The organism is Sphingomonas sp. R647, from assembly GCF_020177055.1.
Classification (GTDB): domain Bacteria; phylum Pseudomonadota; class Alphaproteobacteria; order Sphingomonadales; family Sphingomonadaceae; genus Sphingomonas.
Genome location: NZ_JAIQXT010000003.1, coordinates 594,696 through 616,069, shown reverse-complemented (window position 1 = coordinate 616,069; position 21,374 = coordinate 594,696). Strand labels below are relative to the sequence as shown.

General features: G+C 68.0%; 17 protein-coding genes. 14 read left to right on the top strand and 3 right to left on the bottom strand.

Going from position 1 to position 21,374, the window contains the following annotated elements:
* Positions 1–90 precede the first annotated feature (90 nt).
* Positions 91–1,188: an MBL fold metallo-hydrolase gene (locus tag K9B35_RS10040; RefSeq protein ID WP_224921685.1), complete on the bottom strand. Its 1,098-nt coding sequence runs from the start codon at positions 1,186–1,188 to the stop codon at positions 91–93.
* A gap of 81 nt (positions 1,189–1,269) precedes the next feature.
* A complete protein-coding gene (locus tag K9B35_RS10035) occupies positions 1,270–1,926 on the bottom strand; it encodes a DUF1013 domain-containing protein (protein WP_224921684.1) in 657 nt (218 codons plus the stop codon).
* 193 nt (positions 1,927–2,119) lie between these two features.
* Here K9B35_RS10035 and K9B35_RS10030 point away from each other — a divergent pair, with 193 nt between their 5' ends.
* The 14 genes from K9B35_RS10030 (at position 2,120) to K9B35_RS09965 (ending at position 21,091) form a co-directional block, all read left to right on the top strand.
* Positions 2,120–2,401: a hypothetical protein gene (locus K9B35_RS10030; protein ID WP_224921683.1), complete on the top strand. Its 282-nt coding sequence runs from the start codon at positions 2,120–2,122 to the stop codon at positions 2,399–2,401.
* 52 nt (positions 2,402–2,453) lie between these two features.
* Complete coding sequence (locus K9B35_RS10025) at positions 2,454–2,621, top strand: hypothetical protein (RefSeq protein WP_224921682.1); 168 nt, start codon at positions 2,454–2,456, stop codon at positions 2,619–2,621.
* A 76-nt stretch (positions 2,622–2,697) separates the two neighbouring features.
* Positions 2,698–3,522: a phytanoyl-CoA dioxygenase family protein gene (locus K9B35_RS10020; RefSeq protein ID WP_224921681.1), complete on the top strand. Its 825-nt coding sequence runs from the start codon at positions 2,698–2,700 to the stop codon at positions 3,520–3,522.
* Between the two features lie 9 nt (positions 3,523–3,531).
* Complete coding sequence (locus K9B35_RS10015) at positions 3,532–4,428, top strand: LysR family transcriptional regulator (protein ID WP_224921680.1); 897 nt, start codon at positions 3,532–3,534, stop codon at positions 4,426–4,428.
* 149 nt (positions 4,429–4,577) lie between these two features.
* Entirely contained in the window at positions 4,578–5,795 is a 1,218-nt protein-coding gene (locus tag K9B35_RS10010) for an FAD-dependent oxidoreductase (protein ID WP_224921679.1), read from the top strand.
* Positions 5,796–5,848: 53 nt separating this feature from the next.
* Entirely contained in the window at positions 5,849–8,905 is a 3,057-nt protein-coding gene (locus K9B35_RS10005) for a TonB-dependent receptor domain-containing protein (protein WP_224921678.1), read from the top strand.
* Entirely contained in the window at positions 8,905–10,491 is a 1,587-nt protein-coding gene (locus K9B35_RS10000) for an N-acyl-D-amino-acid deacylase family protein (protein WP_224921677.1), read from the top strand. Before K9B35_RS10005 ends, K9B35_RS10000 begins: the two co-directional genes overlap by 1 nt.
* Positions 10,488–11,789, top strand: a complete 1,302-nt coding sequence (locus K9B35_RS09995) for a dicarboxylate/amino acid:cation symporter (protein WP_224921676.1) — start codon at positions 10,488–10,490, stop codon at positions 11,787–11,789. The genes K9B35_RS10000 and K9B35_RS09995 overlap by 4 nt, the downstream gene beginning before the upstream one ends.
* Before the next feature lie 190 nt (positions 11,790–11,979).
* Entirely contained in the window at positions 11,980–13,698 is a 1,719-nt protein-coding gene (ggt, locus tag K9B35_RS09990; protein WP_224921675.1) for a gamma-glutamyltransferase, read from the top strand.
* Complete coding sequence (locus K9B35_RS09985; protein WP_224921674.1) at positions 13,695–15,410, top strand: gamma-glutamyltransferase family protein; 1,716 nt, start codon at positions 13,695–13,697, stop codon at positions 15,408–15,410. Before ggt ends, K9B35_RS09985 begins: the two co-directional genes overlap by 4 nt.
* A 1-nt stretch (position 15,411) precedes the next feature.
* Positions 15,412–16,260 (top strand): dienelactone hydrolase family protein, encoded by an 849-nt coding sequence (locus K9B35_RS09980; protein ID WP_224921673.1) that lies wholly within the window; start codon positions 15,412–15,414, stop codon positions 16,258–16,260.
* Positions 16,261–16,462: 202 nt separating this feature from the next.
* Positions 16,463–17,959, top strand: a complete 1,497-nt coding sequence (locus K9B35_RS09975; RefSeq protein ID WP_224921672.1) for an ATP-binding protein — start codon at positions 16,463–16,465, stop codon at positions 17,957–17,959.
* Between the two features lie 112 nt (positions 17,960–18,071).
* Complete coding sequence (locus tag K9B35_RS09970; RefSeq protein ID WP_224921671.1) at positions 18,072–20,054, top strand: hypothetical protein; 1,983 nt, start codon at positions 18,072–18,074, stop codon at positions 20,052–20,054.
* On the top strand, positions 20,054–21,091 hold the full coding sequence (locus tag K9B35_RS09965; RefSeq protein ID WP_224921670.1) for a hypothetical protein: 1,038 nt from the start codon (positions 20,054–20,056) through the stop codon (positions 21,089–21,091). The genes K9B35_RS09970 and K9B35_RS09965 overlap by 1 nt, the downstream gene beginning before the upstream one ends.
* A gap of 3 nt (positions 21,092–21,094) precedes the next feature.
* Here the strand turns inward: K9B35_RS09965 and K9B35_RS09960 are convergent, their stop codons facing one another.
* Positions 21,095–21,244: a hypothetical protein gene (locus K9B35_RS09960; protein WP_224921669.1), complete on the bottom strand. Its 150-nt coding sequence runs from the start codon at positions 21,242–21,244 to the stop codon at positions 21,095–21,097.
* Positions 21,245–21,374 lie beyond the last annotated feature (130 nt).

Sequence of the window (21,374 nt, the reverse complement as noted above, 5' to 3'; positions counted from 1 at the left end):
CCCGCTCCCCCACCCGGCCACCCAACGACAGTGTATTATATGGGTGGCCGGGTGGGGGAGCGGGCCGGTGCCGCTTCGGCGCAGCCGAACCTAAACGGACGCGCGATACCACCAGACGCCGTCGCGCACCTCACGCACCGCCCGCCCCTCAACCTCCAGCCGGCGCAGATGCGCCAGCGTCTCTCCGGTGGCGAGCCCCAGCATGTCGCCGGTAATCGTCCGCCGGAACATCCGCCCGAAACAATCGACCGCGCGGCGCGGCTCGACCAGATGTTCGGCAAGGATATCCAGCCGCAGGCGATGCTCGTCGCGCAACGCCGCCAGCCGCACGTGCAGCCCGGTGAACGGCGCGCCATGCGCCGGCAGCACCAGCAGGTCGCCGGGCAGTTCCAGCAACTTGTCGATCGACGCCAGCCACTCGCCCAGCGGATCGGCGTCCGGCTCGCTCACTCCCAGCGACACGTTGGAGCTGATCCGCGGCAGCACCTGATCCCCCGCGATCAGCACGCCGTCGCGCGCATTCCACAGGCACGCATGTTCCGGGCAATGCCCCGACCCGACTACCACCCGCCAGGTTGCATCGCCGATCGCGATGTCCTCGCCATCGATGATCCGGCGATAGCCCAGCGGCATCGGCGCGACCATGCGGCGAAACTGGCCAAAGCCCTTGGCGCTCGCCGCCGCCACCTGCTCGTCATCCCATCCCGCCGCGCGCCAGAAGGCGATCTGCTCGTCCGGCACCGCGTCGCGCACATCGGCGGTCAGCAACCGCCCCATCAGCCACTCGCCCCGCGTCATCCAGATGCGCGCATCGAACTTGCGCCCCAGCCATCCGGCAAGGCCGATATGGTCGGGATGGAAATGGGTGCAGATCACCCGCCCCGGTCGCCGCATCGCCAGCGGCTGCGCCTCGAACAGCGCGCGCCAGGCATCGACCGACGGCTCGACGTTTAGCCCGGTGTCGACGATCGTCGTCGCATCGCCATCGGCGACCAGCCAGCAATTGATATGGTCGAGCGGCCCCGCCATCGGGATGCGCACCCAATGCACGCCGGGCGCGACCGCAATCGCCTCCCCCACCGTCGGCGTGCGCTCGCCCAGTGGATAGTTCAGCCCGCGATGGCTGGTCGCGACGAAGCTCTCGTCCTGGGTCAGCGAGATGTCGGGCGAATGGGCAAGCTCAGCCATACCCGAAACATTGACGGCGCGGGACCCGCTTGTCGAGTCCGCGCGCCGTCACGATACCGTAAAAACGAAAAAGGAGCCGGATCAGCTCTTGAACAGCGTATCCCGGTCATATTCGACGCCCGGGGTCGTGTCCCGCGACGCTGCGTCACGCTCGGCGCGCAGCTGTTCGAGCAGCGCCTCACGATCGCCCTCCAGCCGCGTGTCGACCGGCGCCTCGATGCCCGCTGCCTTTGCCGCCTTGGCCACTGCCGAATCCAGCTCGCGCTGGCTGGTCAGGCCCAGCGTCACCGGATCCTTGGGCACGATGTTGCCGATGTTCCAGTGCGAACGGTCGCGGATCGCCGCGATCGTCGTGCGGGTGGTGCCGATCAGCTTGCCGATCGCGCCGTCGGTGATCTCGGGATGGTTGCGGATGATCCACGCAATGCCGTCGGGCTTGTCCGCGCGCTTCGACACCGGCGTGTAGCGCGGCCCCTTGGTGCGGCGGATCTGCTCGGGGCCCTTGCTCATCTTGAGGCGATAATCGGGGTCGCTCTGACCCTTCTCGATTTCCTCGAGCGTCAGGTCATGCGCGCGAACCGGATCGCGACCGGTCAGCTTGGTCGTGGCGGTGTCGTCCGCAATCGCCTGCACCTCCAGGATGTGCAGCCCACAAAAGTCGGCGATCTGCTCGAAGCTGAGCGCGGTGTTGTCGACCAGCCAGGAAGCGGTCGCATGCGGCATGAGCGGCTGAGCCACGTCAAAGTCTCCAGAAACAATAAGGGCCGCCCTCCACGGGCGGCCGACTACGGGTCTGATTTACGCGCAAGGGGCGGCGGAGGCAAGCATTTTGGCCCTCATTTCGCCACCGATTGCCCTGCCCCGAAACGGAACCTAGACACGCTTCGGACGTCCTGCCCCGGACGACCCGAAGTTTCAGAGAGGAATATCCATGAAAAAGGCCCTTCTTCCGCTCGCCGCGTTCGCCGCACTCGGCCTGTCCGCATGCAGCGACAAGGCGCAGAATGAAACCGCCGAAGCCGCCGAGGCGATCGGTGCCGACGCCAATGCGACGATGAGCGAAGCCGCCGATGACGTCGAGGCCGCAACCGATGGCGCGCTCAGCACCGCCGAAAACGCCGCCGACCGCGCCGGTGCCGCAATCGGCGCGGGTGCAGACCGCGTCGGCAACGCCGCAGACGCCGCCGAAGACGAACTCGACAAGAACAACTAAGGCCGAGCCGGGGCCGTCGCTGTGACGGCCCCGCGCATTTCCGGGGGGAACCATGCGCGCCATCATCCTGCTGCCACTTGCCCTGCTCGCCGCGTGCAACCGCACCGACGACACCACGGGCGTCTCGCCGGACGAGGCGGCGCAGCTCAACGCCGCCGCCGAGATGCTTGACGCGAACGCCACCGAACCCGACGCGCAACCGGCCGATCCGGCACGCTGACCCGTACCGTCACGGGGTTGACGCAACCCCGCTCCAGTGAAAGCCTCGCACGCACAACGCGTACGCGGAGGCTTCCATGGATCATGTCGCCCAGTATCACGAGCACGGCTATGCCATTGTTCGCGGCGTCTTTTCACCCGATGAAATCGCCCGGATCGGCGGGGCGGTCGATGCCGTCCATGCCGAGGGCATCGCCCATGGCCGCAGCTTCCGGCACGGCAATCTGTTCTACAACGTCCGCCCGGCCGACGACGGCACGCCGCTCGTACCGATGGTGCAATGGCCGTCCTACCACAGCGCGGTGCTCAACGCCGTCCGCCTCGATCCGCGCTGGGTCGACCTGCTGTCCCCGCTGATCGGCGGCGACCTCAAGCAGATCATCAACCAGCTTCACTGGAAGGCGCCGGGGTCGAAGGGCGACTTCGCCTGGCACCAGGATTCGCGCTTCCGCAAACCCGACGACGCCTATCGCAACCTCGGCAGTTCCTACATCCAGACCGGCCTCGCGATCGACCCGCACACGCGGGCCAGCGGAGCGATGCGGATGATCCCCAACAGCCACCGCGCCGGCCCGCTCGCGCTCGACACCTCGACCGAAGTGCTGGGGAACGAGATGAGCGACGACGCCCTGCTCGCCGCCGGGATCGACCCCGCCGCCGTCATCGATCTCGAAATGGAGCCCGGCGATATCGCGATGTGGAGCCCCTATCTGGTCCACGGATCGGGTCGCAACACCGCCGATCACCAGCGCCGCCTCTACATCAACGGCTATGTCAGCGCGGCCGATTGCGACCGCGGCGAATGGGCCTTCCGCGACGGCCAGCCCGTCCCGCTCGGCCCGGAGCCGGTGCTGGTCCATTACGAGGCGCTGCACGAAAACCCCGAACCCCATTATGTCTGAACCGGCCTGATGCGCCTGCGCCAGCTCGAAATCGTCCACGCCGTCTATCAGCACGGCTCGATCAGCGCGGCGGCGCGCGCGCTCGGCGTCTCGCAACCCTCGGTGTCCAAGACGCTGCACCATGCCGAGGACAATCTCGGCTTTCGCCTGTTCCAGCTGTCGCGCGGCCGCCTGATCCCGACCGATGAGGCGCATGCGCTGATGCGCGAGGCGGGCGACCTGTTCGACCGGCTCGGCACGCTTCAGCTCACCGCGCGCAACCTGTCGCATTCGGGCGGCGGGCATATCCGGCTCGGCATCGTCCCCAGCCTCGCGCTCGACATGGTGCCTCAGGCGATGGCGCTGTTCCGCCGCGACTGGCCGCGCGTGACGTTCGAGGTGCATACCCACCACCATGACGACCTGCTGCGTTCGTTGATCGAACGCGAACTCGACCTCGCTATCGCCTACACCCCGCCCCCGCATCCCCGGCTGGCGCGCGAGGCGATGGCAGAGGGTGAACTCGTGGTGCAGTACCCCGAGGGCATGTTCCCCGATCCCGGCGAGCGCTTCCCGCTCGAACAGCTCGCCGACCGCGACGTCATCGGCGTCGCCGCCGCCGGGCCGATCGGCGCAGTGCTGACCGAAGCCGCCCGCGCACGCGGCATCGCCTTTCGCGAAACCGTATCGGTGCAGACCTTCTTCATCGCCGCCCGCCTCGCCCAGCTTGAGCGCGGCGTGACCGTGATCGACGAATTCACCGCCCGCGCCTGGCGCGCGCCCGGCTTCACCTGGCTGCCGACCAACCCGCCGCTGCGCTTCACCATCTCCTGGGTCACGCTCGAGGAGCGCCAGCCCTCGCGCGCCGCCCACGCCTTCCTGCGCACCTTCCAGCAAGTGCTTGAGGAAAACCGCGCCAAGCCATAACCAAAGTCTATACCTTAAGCAGCGAATGCGCGCTTTTCGTCTGCGGCGTGAACTTTAATGTCGCATTCGGGAGCACGATTGGAATGTCCATCCAATCGCGATGCAGGGGGAAGACGCATTCTGATCGACCGGAACCCGGAGCTGGCGGCATGACCGTCCCGCGCGAAGTGATCGTGCTGGGTGCGGGCGTGGTCGGCATGGCGACGGCGCTGACGCTGACCGAGCGCGGCCACCGCGTCACCGTGATCGATTCCGCCAAGGGCCCGGGCCTCGGCACGTCCTTCGCCAATGGCGCGCAGCTCAGCTATGGCTACACAGACGCGCTCGCCAGCCCCTCGACGCTGGCGCAGATCCCACGCGTGCTGCTCGGCCTCGATCGCGCGCTGCGCTTCCATGTGCGGCTCGACCCCGACTTCATCGCCTGGGCGTTCGCCTTTCTCCGCAACGGCACTGCCGCGCGCTTCCGCGACAACACCGTCGCGGGCCTCGACCTCGCCGCCCGTTCGCGCGCCGCGCTCGCCGGCCTTGCCGCACGCCACGCGCTCGATTTCGGGCATGGCGCACCCGGCAAGATCCACCTCTACCGCAGCGCCGCCTCGTTCGCCGCAGCGCAGGAGATGGCCGCACTCAAGGCCGCGCATGGCGTCAGCCAGTCGATCCTCGACCCCGACGGCGCGGTCGCCGCCGAACCGATGCTCGCCCCGATCCGCGAGTCGATCGTCGGCGCGCTGCACACCCGTGACGAGGAGGTCGGCGACCCCCACCGCTTCTGCGTCAGCGCGCACGATGCGCTGCTGCGCGCGGGTGGCAGCTCGATGATGGGCACCGGCATCGACCGCATCCTGTCCAACGGCTCCGGCCCCGCGCTCGTCACCAGCGACGGCACGCGCGTCGGGGCCGACCGGATCATCCTCGCCGCCGGCACCGGCTCGACCCGCCTCGCCCACCAGCTCGGCGTGCGCCTGCCGATTCAGCCGATGAAGGGCTATTCGATCACCCTGCCGCCCGGCGCCGCCGCGCCCAGCGCCAGCATCACGGATGTCTCCAACCGCGTCGTGTTCGCGCGCATCGGCAACCGTATGCGAATCGCGGGCCTCGCCGAGCTGGGCAAGCGCGACACCCGCGTCGAACCGGCACGCCTGCGTGTGCTGGTCGACAGTGCGCGCGCGGCGTTGCCTCAGGCTGCCGATTATGACCAAATAGAGTCGAGCTGGGCCGGCCTGCGACCGATGACCCCGAACTCGCTGCCGATCACCCGGACCATCGCGCCGGGCGTGATCGCGGCGACCGGGCATGGCGCATTGGGCTGGACCTACGCCGCCGGCAGCGCAGAACGCGTCGCGGAGATCATCGAAGAGAGGGGCTGAAGGCGCACCAGACGCCAAGGCAGATAATAACTGGGAACAGGGAAGAAACGACCATGAAGACCAAGATCCGGATCGCAGGGCTGTTGGGCAGCATCTCGCTCCTCGCCACCGCCACCGCAGCAATCGCCCAGGATGCACCCCAGACCGCCGCCGATGTTCAGGACGATACGACCGAGGAAGTCGTCGTCATCGGCTCGCAGATCAAGGGCGCGGACGTAGCCGGCGCGCTGCCCGTCACCGTGCTGAACGAAGATGACATCGCCGCCGCCGCCGCCACCAGCGGTGACGATCTGTTCCGCTCGATCCCCCAGGCCGGCGACGTCGCCTTCAACGAAAGCCGCGACGCAGGCGGCATCAACGACGCGCGCGGCGACACCGCCTCGATCAACCTGCGCGCACTCGGCACCGGCAACACGCTGGTCCTGCTCAACGGCCGCCGCATGGTCCTCCACCCCGGCACCCAGAGCGAGAACCTCGTTCCGGTGCAGAGCGTCAACACCAACACGATTCCCGTGATGGGCGTGCGCCGGGTCGAGGTGCTGCTCGACGGCGCTGCGGCGATCTATGGCTCGGACGCGGTCGCGGGCGTGATCAACACCGTGCTCAAGGACAATTTCCGCGGCCTGCGCACCACCGCCGAAATCGGCTTCACCGAGGATTCGGGGCAGATCGAGGCCGAGTTCGCGTTCGAGGCGGGGCATCGCTTCAACGGCGGCAAGTCGAACATCTCGGTATTCGGCTCCTACAACCACCGCGACCCGCTCTACGCCCGCGACCGCCGCAACTCGCGCTCGGCCGACCTGCGCCCGCTGGTTGCCGGAACGCCGTTCGCCAACGATACCGATTTCGACAACACCTCGGTCGACAGCATCTGGGGTGAGTTCCAGCGGCTGACCAACTCGTTCGTCGCATCGACCACCACCGCGACGGTCAACGGCACCTCGCTGACCAGCAGCGGCATCTTCCACATTCAGCCGAACACGAACGAAGGTTGCATCGTCGCCAGCGGCTATGCCGGGACCTGCTTCGACAACAGCTCGCTGTCGACCGCCTCGACCGACAACAACCTGAAATACGACATCAACGATGTCCGTACGATCATGGGCCGCAACGACCGCATCAACCTGTTCGGCTTCTTCAACCATGAATTCGACAGCGGCATCGAATTCTTCGCCGAAGCCGGCTGGTATCGCGCTGATTTCCAGTCGCAACGCGAGCAGGATACCGCACTCGCCAGCCAGCGGCTGATCATCCCCGCCAACGGCTATTACAACCCGTTCGGCCCGACCGGCAGCGCGTTCCGCATCCCCGGCCTCTCCGGCGTCGCCACCACTGGCGTGCCGATCGAACTGATCGACTATCGCCCGGTCGATGCCGGCCCGCTGGTCGTCAATGTCCGCAACGACACCACCCGGTTCCTCGCCGGGTTCCGGGGTGAAGTGCTCGGCTTCGATTTCGACAGCGCCGCGCTCTATTCGCGCGCCCGCACTGCCGACAGCATGCGCACGGTCAGCCTGACCAAGTTTCAGGAGGCACTCAGCCGCACTGACGCCAGCGCCTACAACCCGTTCAACGGCGGCGATCCGCTGAACCCCGGTCGCTACGACAGCTCCCCCAACTCACAGGCGATCATCGACAGCTTCGTGGTCGATATCGGCCGCGTCAGCACGACCGAGCTGGCGATGGGCGATTTCAAGATCAGCAAGAACGACCTGTTCACCCTGCCGGGTGGCCGCGTCGGCATGGCGGCGGGCGTCGAGTTCCGGCACGAAACCTTTGCCGACGACCGCGACGACCGTCTGGATGGCACGATCCGCTTCGTCGCGCTCGACGGCAGCTCGAACGGCAGCGACACGATGGGCGCCAGCCCGACGCCGGACAGCGGCGGTTCGCGCGACACCATCTCGGGCTTCCTCGAATTCGCGGTGCCACTGGTCGCGCCCGACATGAACGTGCCGCTGATCCGCTCGCTCGATCTCCAGCTCGCCGGGCGCGTCGAATCCTATCAGGGGTTCAATACCGTCGCGAAGCCCAAGGTCGCTGCATCCTGGTACCCCTTCGCCAACTTCCAGCTGCGCGGCAGCTGGTCGCAGGGCTTCCGTGCACCGAACCTGCCCCAGCTGTTCGAAAACGGCATTCAGCGGTCGAACACGCGCACCGACTGGGTGAAGTGCGAAGCTGATTTCCGTGCCGGTCGCATCGCCAACTTCGATGCCTGCACGCGCAGCCAGGGCGTCGTCAGCAACCGCTCGGGCAGCCAGGATCTGACCCCCGAGGAATCGGACAGCCTGTCGCTGGGCGGCACCTACCAGCTCAACATGGGCAAGGCGGGTCGCCTGACCTTCACCGCCGATTATTGGGAAATCCGCCAGAAGAGCGTGATCGGCCTGTTCGGTGATGGCAATGCGCTGATCCTCGACTATCTGCTGCGTCTGCAGGGTTCGTCCAACCCCAATGTTCAGCGCGCCGCCCCGACGCCGCAGGAAATTCTCGACTTCACCGGCTCCGGCATCGCTCCGGTCGGTCGCGTGATCCAGGTCATCGACAACTACACCAACCTCTCGCCACGCGCGGTGCGGGGCTATGACCTTGGGGTCTATTATCAGGTCAAGGACACCGGCATCGGCGACTTCAGCGTCCGCGTGAACGCCGCCCGTCTGCTCGAATTCTATCAGGTGCCGGGGCCTGCGGCACAGGCGCTGGTCGATGCGCAGGCAGCAGGAAACATTGATCCCTCGATCATCATCGCCGGCGCGCAGGATCTGGTCGAACAGAATGGCCGTCCGAAATGGCGTGCGTCGGCCAGCGTCACCTGGCGCTATGACGGCTTCGGCATCGGCTATTATGGCGGCTATGTCGGCGAAGTCACCGACACCTCGGCCTCGCTGGCGGACGGCACCCGCTTCCGCGTCGACGACTACATGACCCACAGCCTCTATGCGCAATATGAGGTCGATGGCGGGCCAATGGACAGTCTGCGTCTGCGCGTCGGTGCACGCAATCTGTTCAACACGCTCGCTCCGATCGCCGATAACAGCAACGGCTATATCGGCGATCTCTACAGCAACCGCGGCCGCCAGATCTATTTCTCGGTCAGCAAGCGCTTCTGATGCGTCGCGCCGTCCGCGTTCTCGCGGCCCCGCTCCTGCTCCTGCCCATCGGGGCGGGGCAGGACCGGGTTCCCGCACCCCGCACGATCGACCTGGTCATCACCAACGGCCAGGTCATCGACGGCACCGGCACCCCGGCGCGGGTGGCGGAGATCGGCGTGGACGGCGACCGCATCCTCTATATCGGCCAGCGTCCGCGCGGGATCACCGCGCGGCGCACCCTCGACGCCGCGGGCCTCACCGTCACCCCCGGCTTCATCGACCCGCACACGCATAGCGGCCCCGACGCCCGCTCCCCCGATGCGGCGCGGCGCCAGCTTGCCAACCATCTGCTGCAAGGCGTCACCAGCATCGCCATCGGCAATGACGGCGGCGGCGACAGCGACATCGCGGCCCTTTTCGCGCGCCTCACCGCCAATCCCACCGGGCCCAATGTCGCCAGCTTCACCGGCTTCGGCGAAATCCGGCTCAAGGTCGTCGGGAACCGTGACCGTGCCCCCACCCCCGCCGAGCTCGACACGATGAAGGGGCACGTCGCCCGCGCGATGTGCGACGGCGCGCTCGGCCTGTCCGCCGGCCTCTATTACGCCCCGCAAAGCTTCGCCAAAACGCCCGAAGTCACCGCGCTCGCCGCAGTCGCGGGTCGCCATAACGGTATCTACGAAACCCATCTCCGCGACGAGGGCAGCGCCAGTATCGGCCTGATCCCCGCGATCGACGAAGCCATCGCCATTGCCCGCGAAGCCAAGCTCCCGCTGCACATCGCCCATATCAAGGCGCTCGGCGCCGACGTCCAGGGCATGGCCCCCAAGGTCATCGCCCATATCCAGACGGCGCAGAAATCCGGCGTCACCATCACCGCCGACCAATATCCGTGGGAAGCCTCCAGCACCTCGCTCGCCGCCGCACTCGTCCCGCGCCGCGCGCAGGATGGCGGCGCGCCCGCGATGGTCGCCAACCTCAAAACGCTCGAACCGCAACTCCGCAAGGACATGGCCGAACAACTCCGCATCCGCGGCGGCGCGCACGCCATCCTGCTGGTCAGCGGTCCCCACAAGGGCCAACGCCTCGACGCCCTCGCCGCGCAATGGCAGCTCGACCCGCTCGACGCAGCCGCACGCATCCTGATCGCCGATCCCGGCACCAGCATCGCCAGCTTCAACATGACCCAGCGCGACATCGACGCCTTCGCCCGCCAGAGCTGGGTCGTCACGTCCTCCGACGCCACCAACGGCCACCCGCGCCGCATGGGCAGCTTCGCACGCGGCTGGCGCATGTTCGCCCGCGAGGCAAAGCTGATGTCGCCCGAACGCTTTGTCCAGCGCTCGTCGGCCCAGACCGCGCAGATCCTCGGCCTGCCCGATCGCGGCATCCTTGCGCCGGGCAAGTTCGCCGACATCACGATCGTCGATTCTGCCAACTACGCCGAACGCGCCACCTATGACCGGCCCGACGAACCCAGCACCGGCGTACGCTACGTGCTGGTCAATGGCCGGTTCGCGGTGGACAAGGGCCAGCTCACCGGCACCCTCGCCGGTCGCCCCTTACCCAAACCGCGCCAACCCGAATGGACCTGCCCCGCATGACCGACATCACCATGCCCGAACCCGCCGAACGCCGCGGCCCGATCAAGCGCGCCTTCGCCTGGTGGTTCGGCGTCGCATTGTGGAAGCGCATCCTCGCCGCGCTCGTCCTCGGCGCGGCAGTCGGCATCGCCTGGGGTGAGGGCGCGACCGCGATCGGCTGGATCGGCACCGCCTTCGTCCGCCTGATCCGCATGCTGGTCGTGCCGCTCGTGTTCCTGACGATCGCCTCGGGCGTCGCCGCACTCGCCGACCCGAAGCGGCTCGGCAGTATCGGCGTCAAGACGCTGGCGATGTACGTCTTCACCACCGCACTCGCCGTCACCACCGGCCTGATCGTCGCCACCCTCATCGCCCCGGGTCTCGGCGCAAGTTTCGCCGGCGCGATCCCCAAGGCGATGGGCACCCCGCCCGACACCGCGCAGATGTTCATGGAGATCATCCCGGACAATCCGATCGGCGCGATGGCACAGGGCAAGACGCTGGCGGTGATCTTCTTCGCGATCCTCGTCGGCGCGGGCGTGATCGCGGCGGGCAAGGGCGGCGAACCGGTGCGCCAGCTGCTCAATGCCGGCTCCGAAGTGATGCTCAAGATCGTCGGCTTCGTGATGGAAACCGCCCCATTCGGCGTGTTCGCGCTCATTGCAGTCGTGATGGGCACCACCGGCCCGTCCAGCTTCATCGCGGTGCTCAAACTCGGCCTGTGCGTCGTGGTCGGCTCGGCGATCGTCACCCTGCTGATCCACGGTGTCATCGTCGTGCGGCTGATGGCGTGGCTCCCGCCGCTCCCCTTCTTCCGCGGCATCGCCGACGCGATCATGGTCGGCTTCTCGACCTCGTCGAGCAGCGCCACCCTCCCGGTCGCAATCCGCGTCGCCGAGCGCAACCTCGGCGTCTCGCCTCCCGTGGCTTCGACCGTGCTCCCGCTTGGCGCAACGATCGGCATGGACGGCGCGGCGATGTATGTCGCGATGCTCACGCTGTTTTCGGCGCAGGCATTCGGCGTCGACCTCAGCATGGCCGATTATCTGGTGATCGCCGCCACCACCACCATCGTCGCGATGGGCGTCGCGCCGGTCCCATCGGGCTCGCTGTTCGTCCTCGCCGCCGTGCTCCACGCGATCGGCATCACGCCCGAACAGACCGCGATCGTCGTCGGCTTCATCCTGCCGTTCGACCGCATCCTCGACATGATCCGCACCATCCCCAACGTCACCTCCGACCTCTCGATCGCCACCGCCGTCGCCCGCTGGGAGGGCGAGATGGACGTCGCGGTCTACAAGGCGAGCGAGAATGATTGAGCTATCCCTCATTCCTCCTCCAGCTCGCTGGGGGAGGTGGCATCGCGCAGCGATGACGGAGGGGCCGCCCCGCAGAGGGCGGAATGTTGCCGAGCTGCCCACGGCTGTCTGCGCAGCCGTCCCTCCACCACCCGCTGCGCGAGCGGTCCCCCTCCCCTGCTATGCAGGGGAGGAATTGAGAGAGAGACCCATGTTCCTGCGTAAACTCACCCTCGCCCTCGCCGCCTTCGCGCTCACGCTGCCCGCGCCAACGCTGGCGCAAAGCCGCCACCTGCTCGAATACCCCTCGATCCACTCCCCAGTGGTCGGCACGCGCGGGATGGTGGTCAGCCAGAACGAGATGGCCAGCAGCGTCGGCGCGCAGATCCTGCGCGACGGCGGCAATGCGGTGGACGCAGCGGTCGCCGTCGCCTTCGCGCTCGCCGTCACCCTGCCCCGCGCAGGCAATGTCGGCGGCGACGGCTTCATCACCGTCTATGATGCCAAGTCGAAACAGGTCCGCGTGATCGACTTCCGCGGTATCGCCCCGCGCGCCGCCACTGCGGCGATGTTCGTCGACAACAAAGGCGAAGAGCGCGGCATCGCCTCCTATGGCTATCTCGCCCCCTCGGTCCCCGGCAGCGTCGCCGGCCTCGAACACGCCCACAAGAAATGGGGCAAGCTCCCCTGGGCCAAGGTCGTCGAACCCGCGCTCCGCCTCGCCCGCGATGGCGTCAAGCTGACCGCCGATGAAGCCTTCGTCTTCGGCTGGGGCCGTGAGCGGCTGTCGAACAGCGTGTCGGGCAAGGCGACCTTCTACAAGCCCGATGGCAGCCTCTATGCCAAGGACGATGTACTGAAACAGCCCGACCTCGCCTGGACGCTGGGCGAGATCCAGAAGGGCGGCGCCAAGGCCTTCTACACCGGCGAAATCGCCCGCCGCATCGTCGCGGACATGAAGGCGAATGGCGGCCTCCTCACCATGGCCGACCTCGCCGCTTACAAGCCGGTCGAGCGCGACCCGCTGGTCGGAACCTATCGCGGCCACACCGTCTACACCCCGCCGCCTGCCAGCGCGGGCGGCGCGACCCTGCTCAACATGCTCAACATCCTCGAGCAATTCGACATGAAGGCGGCGGGACAAGGCAGCGCCGCCTCGCTCCACCTCCTCGCCGAGACGATGAAGCTCGCTTATGCCGACCGCTACCGCGTGCTCGGCGACCCGGCCTTCGTCACCGCCCCGGTCAAGGGCTTCGTGTCCAAGGGCTATGCCGCCGAACGCGCCAAGCTGATCTCGACCGACAAGGTGATCCGCGGCCCCGACGCCCCGCATGGCGACCCGCTAAAGTATGAAAGCCCTTCGACCACGCATCTCTCGGTCGCGGACGCAGACGGCAACGCCGTCTCGCTCACCACCACGCTCGGCTCGGACTTCGGATCGGGCGTGATGATCGCGCGCACCGGCATCCTGCTCAACAACCAGATGAACAATTTCAGCCATGAACAGGCATGGGAGGCACAGCGCACCGGCACCCCGCCCCCGCTCAATGCGATGGCACCGGGCAAGCGCATGCTCTCCACGATGATGCCGACAATCGTGTTCAAGGGCGACAAGCCCTGGCTCGTCACCGGCACGCCGGGCGGCAGCACGATCCCGACAACGATGGTCCAGGTCATCGTCAACGCGATCGACTATGGCCTCAACGTCGATGAGGCGACCCACCGCCCGCGCATCTATCAGGGAACCACCGCGTCGCTGCGCGTTGAACCCGGGTTCAACCCCGATACGGTTGCGGCGCTCAAGGCAAAGGGGCATCGCATCACCTCGGACGAAACCATGGGAAGCGCGCACTCGATCATGATCACCGACAATCTCTTCCTCGGCGCCGCCGACCCCCGCCGTCCCGGCGCGAAAGCCATCGAACCATGAAGCTGACTCGCTCGCATTTCCTGCTCGCGCTCGCCGCGACGGGCATTTCCGCCTGCGCCCCGCGCGGCGCGGTCGAGACCGCCGCCCCGGCCCCAGTCACTGCTCCGGAGCGTCAGGCCTTCGTCGCCGCCGCGCATCCGCTCGCGGTCGAGGCGGGCCTCAACGTCCTGCGCAAGGGCGGCAGCGCGGTCGACGCCGCCGTCGCGGTGCAGGCGATGCTCAGCCTCGTCGAGCCGCAGAGCAGCGGCCTTGGCGGCGGCGCGTTCATGGTCCGCTACGACGCCAAGACCAAAGCCGTCACCGTCTATGACGGTCGCGAAACCGCCCCCGCCGGTGCCACCCCCGACATGCTGATGGGCCCGGACGGCAAGCCGCTCGGCTTCCGCACCGCCGTCCTCTCGGGCCGCGCCACTGGCGTCCCCGGCGTTGTCCGCATGATGGCGCTGGCGCAGGGCAAGCACGGCAAGCTCGCCTGGCGCGACCTGTTCGCCGATGCGCAGCAGACCGCCGCCAACGGCTTCACCGTCACCGCCCGGCTCGGCCGCTTCGTCAACTCCAGCGGCCCACAGGCGAATACCCCGGACTCGCTCGCCTATTTCCGCAACGCCGATGGCAGCAAGATCCAGACCGGCGACACGCTCCGCAACCCGGCCTACGCAGCCTTCCTCCGCCGCCTCGCCGCGCAAGGCCCGGACGCGATGTACCGGGGCGAAACCGCCCGCCGCATCGTCGCCCGCGTCCGCGAAGGCGATCTCGCCAGCAGCATGACCGAAGCGGATCTCGCCGCCTACAAGCCGGTGGTGCGCGAAGGCCTCTGCAACCCATACCGCACCTACATCCTCTGCGCCCCGCCCCCGCCCTCCTCGGGCGTCGGCCTGCTGCAGCTGATGGCGATGATCGAGCGCACCGACATCGGCGCGCGCGGCCCCAATGACCCGGTCGCCTGGGTCAAGTACGCCGAGGCCAGCCGCCTGATGTACGCCGACCGCGACGCCTATGTCGGCGATGTCGCGACGGTTCCGGTCAAGGGCATGCTCGACCCCGGCTATGTCGCCAGCCGCGCCGCGCTGATCGGCGACCGCGCCGGTCCCGCGCCCAGCGCCGGCACGCCCCCCGGCGCCATCGCCGCGCGCATCGACGCCACCAATGAAGTCGCCGGAACCTCGCACTTCATCGTCATCGACGGCGACGGCAACGCGGTGTCGATGACCACCACGGTCGAGAGCTTCTTCGGCACCGGCCGCATGGTCGACGGCTTCTTCCTCAACAACCAGATGACTGACTTTTCCTTCGTGCCGACCGGCCCGAACGTGATTCAACCCGGCAAGCGCCCGCGCTCCTCGATGGTGCCGACCGTGATCCTGAACCCCGACCGCAGCCTCGCGGGCGCGATCGGCTCTCCCGGCGGCAACGCGATCCTCGGCTATGTCTCCAAGGCCTTGGTCGGCATGATCGACTGGAAACTCCCCGTCGCCGACGCCATCGCGCTCCCCAACCTCGTCGCACGCGGCGGCAGCTTCAACGGCGAAGCCGACAAGTTCGCCCCCGCGCTCCATGCAGGAATGGCCGAACGCGGCGTCACCGTGCGCGGCGGCACAGGCGAGGATTCGGGCCTCCACGGCGTCATGATCCGCGACGGCAAGTTCGACGGCGGTGCCGACCCCCGCCGCGACGGCGTCGCGAAAACCATCACTTTGCCAGCGAGGAAATAGGATGCGCCACGTCATCGCCCCCATCGCCCTGATCATCGCCGCCCCCGCCGCCGCCCAGCAGGTGCAGGTCGAGGAAGTCCAGTTCCTCAGCCGCGACGGCAAGACGCAGGTAAAGGGCTATCTGTTCAAGCCCGCCAACGCCCCCGCCAAGGCACCCGCAGTGGTGATGATGCACGGTCGCGGCGGCGCTTACTCATCGCTCGCCAAGGGCCGCTACGACGCCACCACCCTCGCCTCACGGCACAAGGCATGGGGCAAATTGCTCGCCGAAAACGGCTATGTCGCTCTGATGGTCGATGATTTCGGCGCGGTCGGCCACCCGACCGGCTTTGCCGCCGGCACCTATGCCGATCGCCCGCCCGAAGTGGATGAGGTCGAGTATCGCCCGCTCCACGCCTATGGCGCGCTCCGCTACCTCCAGTCGCGCCCCGACGTGACGCCCAACCGCATCGCCCTGCTCGGCTGGTCGAACGGCGCCAGCGCCACGCTCGCCGCGATGGCCGACGACAAGCCCGGCGACATGCGCAAGATCGGCTTCGCCGCCGGCATCGCGCTCTACCCCGGCTGCGGCCTCAAAAAGCGCTACGACAAGGCTGGCTACAAACCCTACCACCCCGTCCGCGTGTTCATGGGCACGGCGGACGAAGAGGTGTCGCCCAAGCTCTGCGAAACCTTCGTCACGCGCAGCAAGGGCAATGGCCACGACATTGCCCTGCGCATGTTCGAAGGCGCCACACACAGCTACGACACCCCGACGAAATCGCGCCAGTCAGTCGAAGCCAACGCCACGGCGAAAGCCGCAACGGAGGCGGACATCCTCGCGTTTCTGGCGGAAAAGCTGAAGAAGTAAAAATCCTCCCCCGCGAGGGGGAGGTGGCGCCGAAGGCGACGGAGGGGGAGGACGGCTGCGTCCTCACCGCTCCAGCGATGACCCATCCTCCCCCTCCGTCAGGCTGCGCCTGCCACCTCCCCCTGGCGGGGGAGGATTCATTGCCCGCTTCCACCGCAACCCCCTTGCCCCCACCCCCCGCGATACGCCAAAGCCCCCAGCGATGACCGCCCGTATCGACATGGGACTCGACAGCGGCGGCAACCCGGTTGCCGTCGATCTGGAGGAGTTGCTCGCCACCCGTCTGCTCGTTCAGGGCAATTCGGGCTCGGGCAAGTCGCACCTTTTGCGCCGCCTGCTTGAGGGCAGCGCCGCTTACGTCCAGCAGGTCGTGGTCGACCCGGAGGGCGATTTCGTCAGCCTCTCCGAAGCCTTCGGCCATATCGCGGTCGATGCCGCCGAATACAGCCTCACCGAACTCGCGCGCCTCGCGCTCCGCGTCCGCGAACACCGCGCGTCGGTCGTCCTCAACCTTGAGGGGTTGGAGATCGACGGCCAGATGCGCGCCGCCGCCGCGTTCCTCTCCGCGCTGTTCGATGCGCCGCGCGAGCATTGGTACCCCGTCCTCACCGTGGTCGACGAAGCCCAGCTCTTCGCCCCCGCCGCCGCTGGCGAAGTGACCGAGGAAGCGCGCCGCACCTCGCTCGCCGCAATGACCAACCTCATGTGCCGCGGCCGCAAGCGTGGCCTCGCCGGCGTCATCGCCACGCAGCGCCTGGCCAAGCTCGCCAAGAACGTCGCCGCCGAAGCATCCAACTTCCTGATGGGCCGCACCTTTCTCGACATCGACATGGCCCGCGCCGCCGACCTGCTCGGCATGGACCGGCGTCAGGCCGATACGATCCGCGACCTCGCGCGCGGCGAGTTTCTCGCGCTCGGCCCGGCGATCACCCGCCGCCCGATCAGCATCCGCATCGGCGCAGTCCAGACCGGCTCCAAGGCCGTGAGCCCCAAGCTCACCCCGCTCCCGACTGCACCGACCGAAGACATGCGCGACATGCTCTTCGCTCCGCCAACCGAGGACGAGGCACCGCCCCCGCCGCCGCCCGCCCCGGTGCCGATGGCCGACCTCATGCGCGCCGTCGCCACCCCCGCGCCCGCCCCGGTCCCCGACATGCCGGTGCTGGAGGAAGGCGAACAGGAAGAGATCCGCCGCGCGATCCTCGCCGAGATCGGCGCCGAAGACAGCCGCGCGCCGCTGGCAACGATCTTCCAGGACTATGGCGTGCGCTGCCGCATGCGCGGCGTCGAGCCCGGCATCGACCTGCCCGATTTCCGCTCGGCGCTCGCGCTCGCCCGCGTCGGCATCACCGACCGCACCGGCTGGGACGACGCCCTCACCCTCGCGGCATCCTTGCCCGAGGAAATGCTCACCCCCTTCCTCGGCATCGCCAAGGCCGCGCGCACCGGCGAGCCGTGCCCGTCCGACGCTCGCATTGCCGCGCTCTACGGCACCAGCTCGCTCGGCCGCGCCAAGCGGATGATGATGCATATCGAGGAAAAGGGCCTGATCGTCGCGCGCACCGACCTGTCGGGCAAGCGCAGCGTCAGCCTCCCCCATCTCGGCTGGACCACCGCCCCGTCATGGCCCGACCCCGCCAAGCCCCCGCCAGTCGGCCGCACCGCAGTACGCGCGGCGGAACGGGCGAAGCTGCTGTAAAAAATCCCGCAACGGCGCAGCATCACTTCTCGACATCCAAAATGTCAGAATTGAAGATATTTACTTTAGATTGCTCATCCCAATAAGCACTGTCCCAAATACGGGGGACAAGATGGATTCGGGCAGCTTCAAACGACTTGGCGCGTTGCTGTGCCTGTCGCTCCTCATCATACCCGCGACTTTCCACGCCTTCGACGCCGACGCCCAGAGCCGCAAGAAAAAATCCCGCAGCGCCCCGCGCAAGGCTGCAGCTCCCGTTTTCACCGAAGCGGTCCCGCCCGCAGTTACCGGCCCCTCCAGCGCCTCGGTCTTCGCGCCACAAAACGACCCCAAGGCGCGGATGATCGCCCAGCCCTATGGCAAGTCCAACAGCTTCGAAATCAAGCTCGCCGCCGGTGAGGATGTCGAGGTCGAGATCGCCTCACCCGAAGGGTCGGTCCAGACATCGGTCTGCTACTCCCCCGACAATTTCATCGCCGGCTTCTGGGGCAGCAGCGAAGCGGTGTGCGTCGGCCCGACCCAGATCGACCGCAGCGCCGGGCGCTACCGCTTCACCGCACGCGGCAAGGCCGAGGTGCGGGTCAAGGTCAACCGGACCCAGGGCGACGCTGCCAAAACCTACACGATCCGCACCCGCAGCACCGTGAAGGGTCGCGGGACCGACATGATCGCGATGTTCGAACGCATGGCCGACCGCAGCTATATCCGCGCCGGCGAAGCAGACGGCCTGCCGGTCAAGGCGATCATCGACTATCGCATCGAGACGCGCGGCGTATCCGGCGTCATGCGCTACCGCGACGAGGCCGGCGTCACCGCTGAAACCCGGCTCCAGCTCACCGATGGCGGCGACCTTGCCTGGACGATCGGCGACAAGACCGGCCTGGTCCAGCCCGACAATAACGGCGCGCTCAACATCTATTCCAGCGGCGGCGGCTCGATCGCCTACGCCTTTTCGGTGGGTGGGCTGATCACCCGCTCGACCTACCCCCGCCTCGTGCGGCTGCACGAAAAGGCGGCGGAGGATACCGGTGGATTTGGCACCGGCGAGAGCCAGCCGCTCGGCCCGATCAGCGCCGCGCGCGCCGCCGCGCTGCTCCGTGCCGGCCCCCAGACGCTCGCCGCCGCACGCGCCGAACGCCTCGCCCAATGGGGCCTGCTCGCCAGAATGGCGGGCCGCAGCTTCGGCTTCCCCGCCCCCAATGGCACCGAGCGGGTCAGCCAGTGGAAGTGGACCGAGACCGGCAAAACCATGTCCGCGGTCTTCTGGGACGGCAACCGCTTCGAAACCAACGCGCGCACCACGCTCGAACTGCGCCACGACGCGACCACCGGCGCGATCGTCGGCACCTATCGCCAGCCGGACGGAACGGCCACCAACACCCGCTTCGTCCGCCGCCCCGATGGCGGCATCGAGGAAAGCTGGAACGGCGGCAGCGGCACGATGACCGCCACCCCTACCGGCGTCGCCTATCTCGACAAGGGCGCCGCCCAGCCGCGCCCCTATCGCCTGCTCGCCGAACCCGATCTCGCCGCCTTTCGCGACCGGACCCGGCGCTATCAGGAACAACTCGCGGCACAGGCAGCGGCACAGAAGGAATCCGGCGGCGGCGGTGGGCTGCTCAAGGGCCTGATCGGCGCGGCCGTCGGCGGCTATGCCGCCTCGGTCAGCGGCGCCGACGCCAGCCAGACCGTCGGGCTCATGATGAAGGGCGCTGCGGCAACCACCGGGGACAGCGCACTCAACGCCGCCGCCGACGGCTTTCTCGGATCGTCCGGCGGCACGAGCGGGGTTCCCGGCGTCCCCGGTGCAGCAGGGGCACCCGGAGGCGCCCGCGCCAGCTACCCAACCCAGCCCAATCTCGCGACCGGCACCTGCGCCGGGTTTACCGAAGGCAATTACCGCCAGCGCGCGCTGCGCGGCGGCAAGGATACGCAGCTCGACACGATGTGCGGCCAGGCGTTCGAATATTATGTCGCCTACAAGCGAGCGATCGCGCAGGGTGCCGCCCAGGCCGATGCCGAACGCACCTATGGCGCACACCGCGTCGCGGCGGACAACGCCGCAAACTTCCTCAAGAACTGGGCCGCAGACTGATGCGGCGCGTCGCCGCCGCGCTCGCCGCCTGTGCGGTGACATCGCTGCCGCTCGCACTCGGACCGGTCGCACCCGCTGCGCGCGCGCAAAGCGAGCCCAAGGTCTTCTACTGCTACGCCCCCGATCCCAAATCAGGCGCGGTCTATATCTCGCAGACCATCCCGGTCGGCCCGGTGGCGGAACGCGCCCGCTACGGCGCCGAATTCACCGCCTTCCTCGTACGCACCGGTCGCATCGCCGCCACCGTCCAATCCTATTGCACCATGACCTGGTCACAGGCGGAGGCAGACAAGGGCCAGCGCGCGGCCCAGACCGGCTATTGCCCGGAATGCGCGGGGATCGACACCTTCGTCCCCGTCCACTGGAACCGCCCCGGCGCGCCGCCGCCCGGACGAGCGCCGGTGATCGTCGCCAAGGCCCAGCCACCCGCCGCGCCGCCGCCTGAGCCCGCCGCCACGCCGTTCGACTCGGTCGAACCCTTTGTCGTGGTGCTCGGCAACAGTGAGACCGGCGAAGTGCTCGTCCGCCGCAACCTCGACAATCTCGTCGAAGCCACGATGATCGAGGCGCAGTCGATCCGCGCGACCGGCTGGCGCGAATTGCTCGCCACGCGGGACAAGGGCTGGGGCGCCGTCGTCTGCATCAAGCGCGACGGCGCGACCGAATTCTTCGTGTCGCATCCGCACCCGACCTCGCGCGCCGCCGCCCTCGCCGCGCGTGCCGCGGCCCAGCCGCGCGCGACACAACTCAGGATCGCCGCCAGCGTCTGCGCCCCGACATGGGAGGCAAAGCCGGGCGTCGAAGCGCTTCCGACCCTCGACGACAGCTGGATCGCGACGCTCAGGCGCGCGGTCTATATGTGGATCGTCTGCGACCCGTCACAGCCGCAAGTCTCCTCCGACGCGATCCGCGCCGAGGAAGGCAAGCCAGCGGCAGAGCAGACCGAACGCGCCAAGCTCGCGGCGCCCGGCGCCGACGGCCGTCGCCGCTGTCTCGACAAGGATTACGAGCACACCGCGTTCGGCGTGCGCGGCTAACGGTCAAGCGGCCAGCGCCAGTCCCGCCAGCACCAGCAACCCGCACGCCCCGATCGCCTCGACATAGGCGCACCAGCGGATCGCCGGCTCAGGCGGCAACGCCTCCGCTGGCGCCTCACGGAACAGTTCGGTGGCAGTATGGATCAACGACATCCGCATAGCATCCTCCCCCAAGGATGAAGCATGCTGCGCCCGTCCGCGCTCCATGTCGAGTCACAGAATCGTCATAGGCCCGGCGGCATACCCGAAACGGGATTCTACAAATTGCCCCCTCTAACGTCTG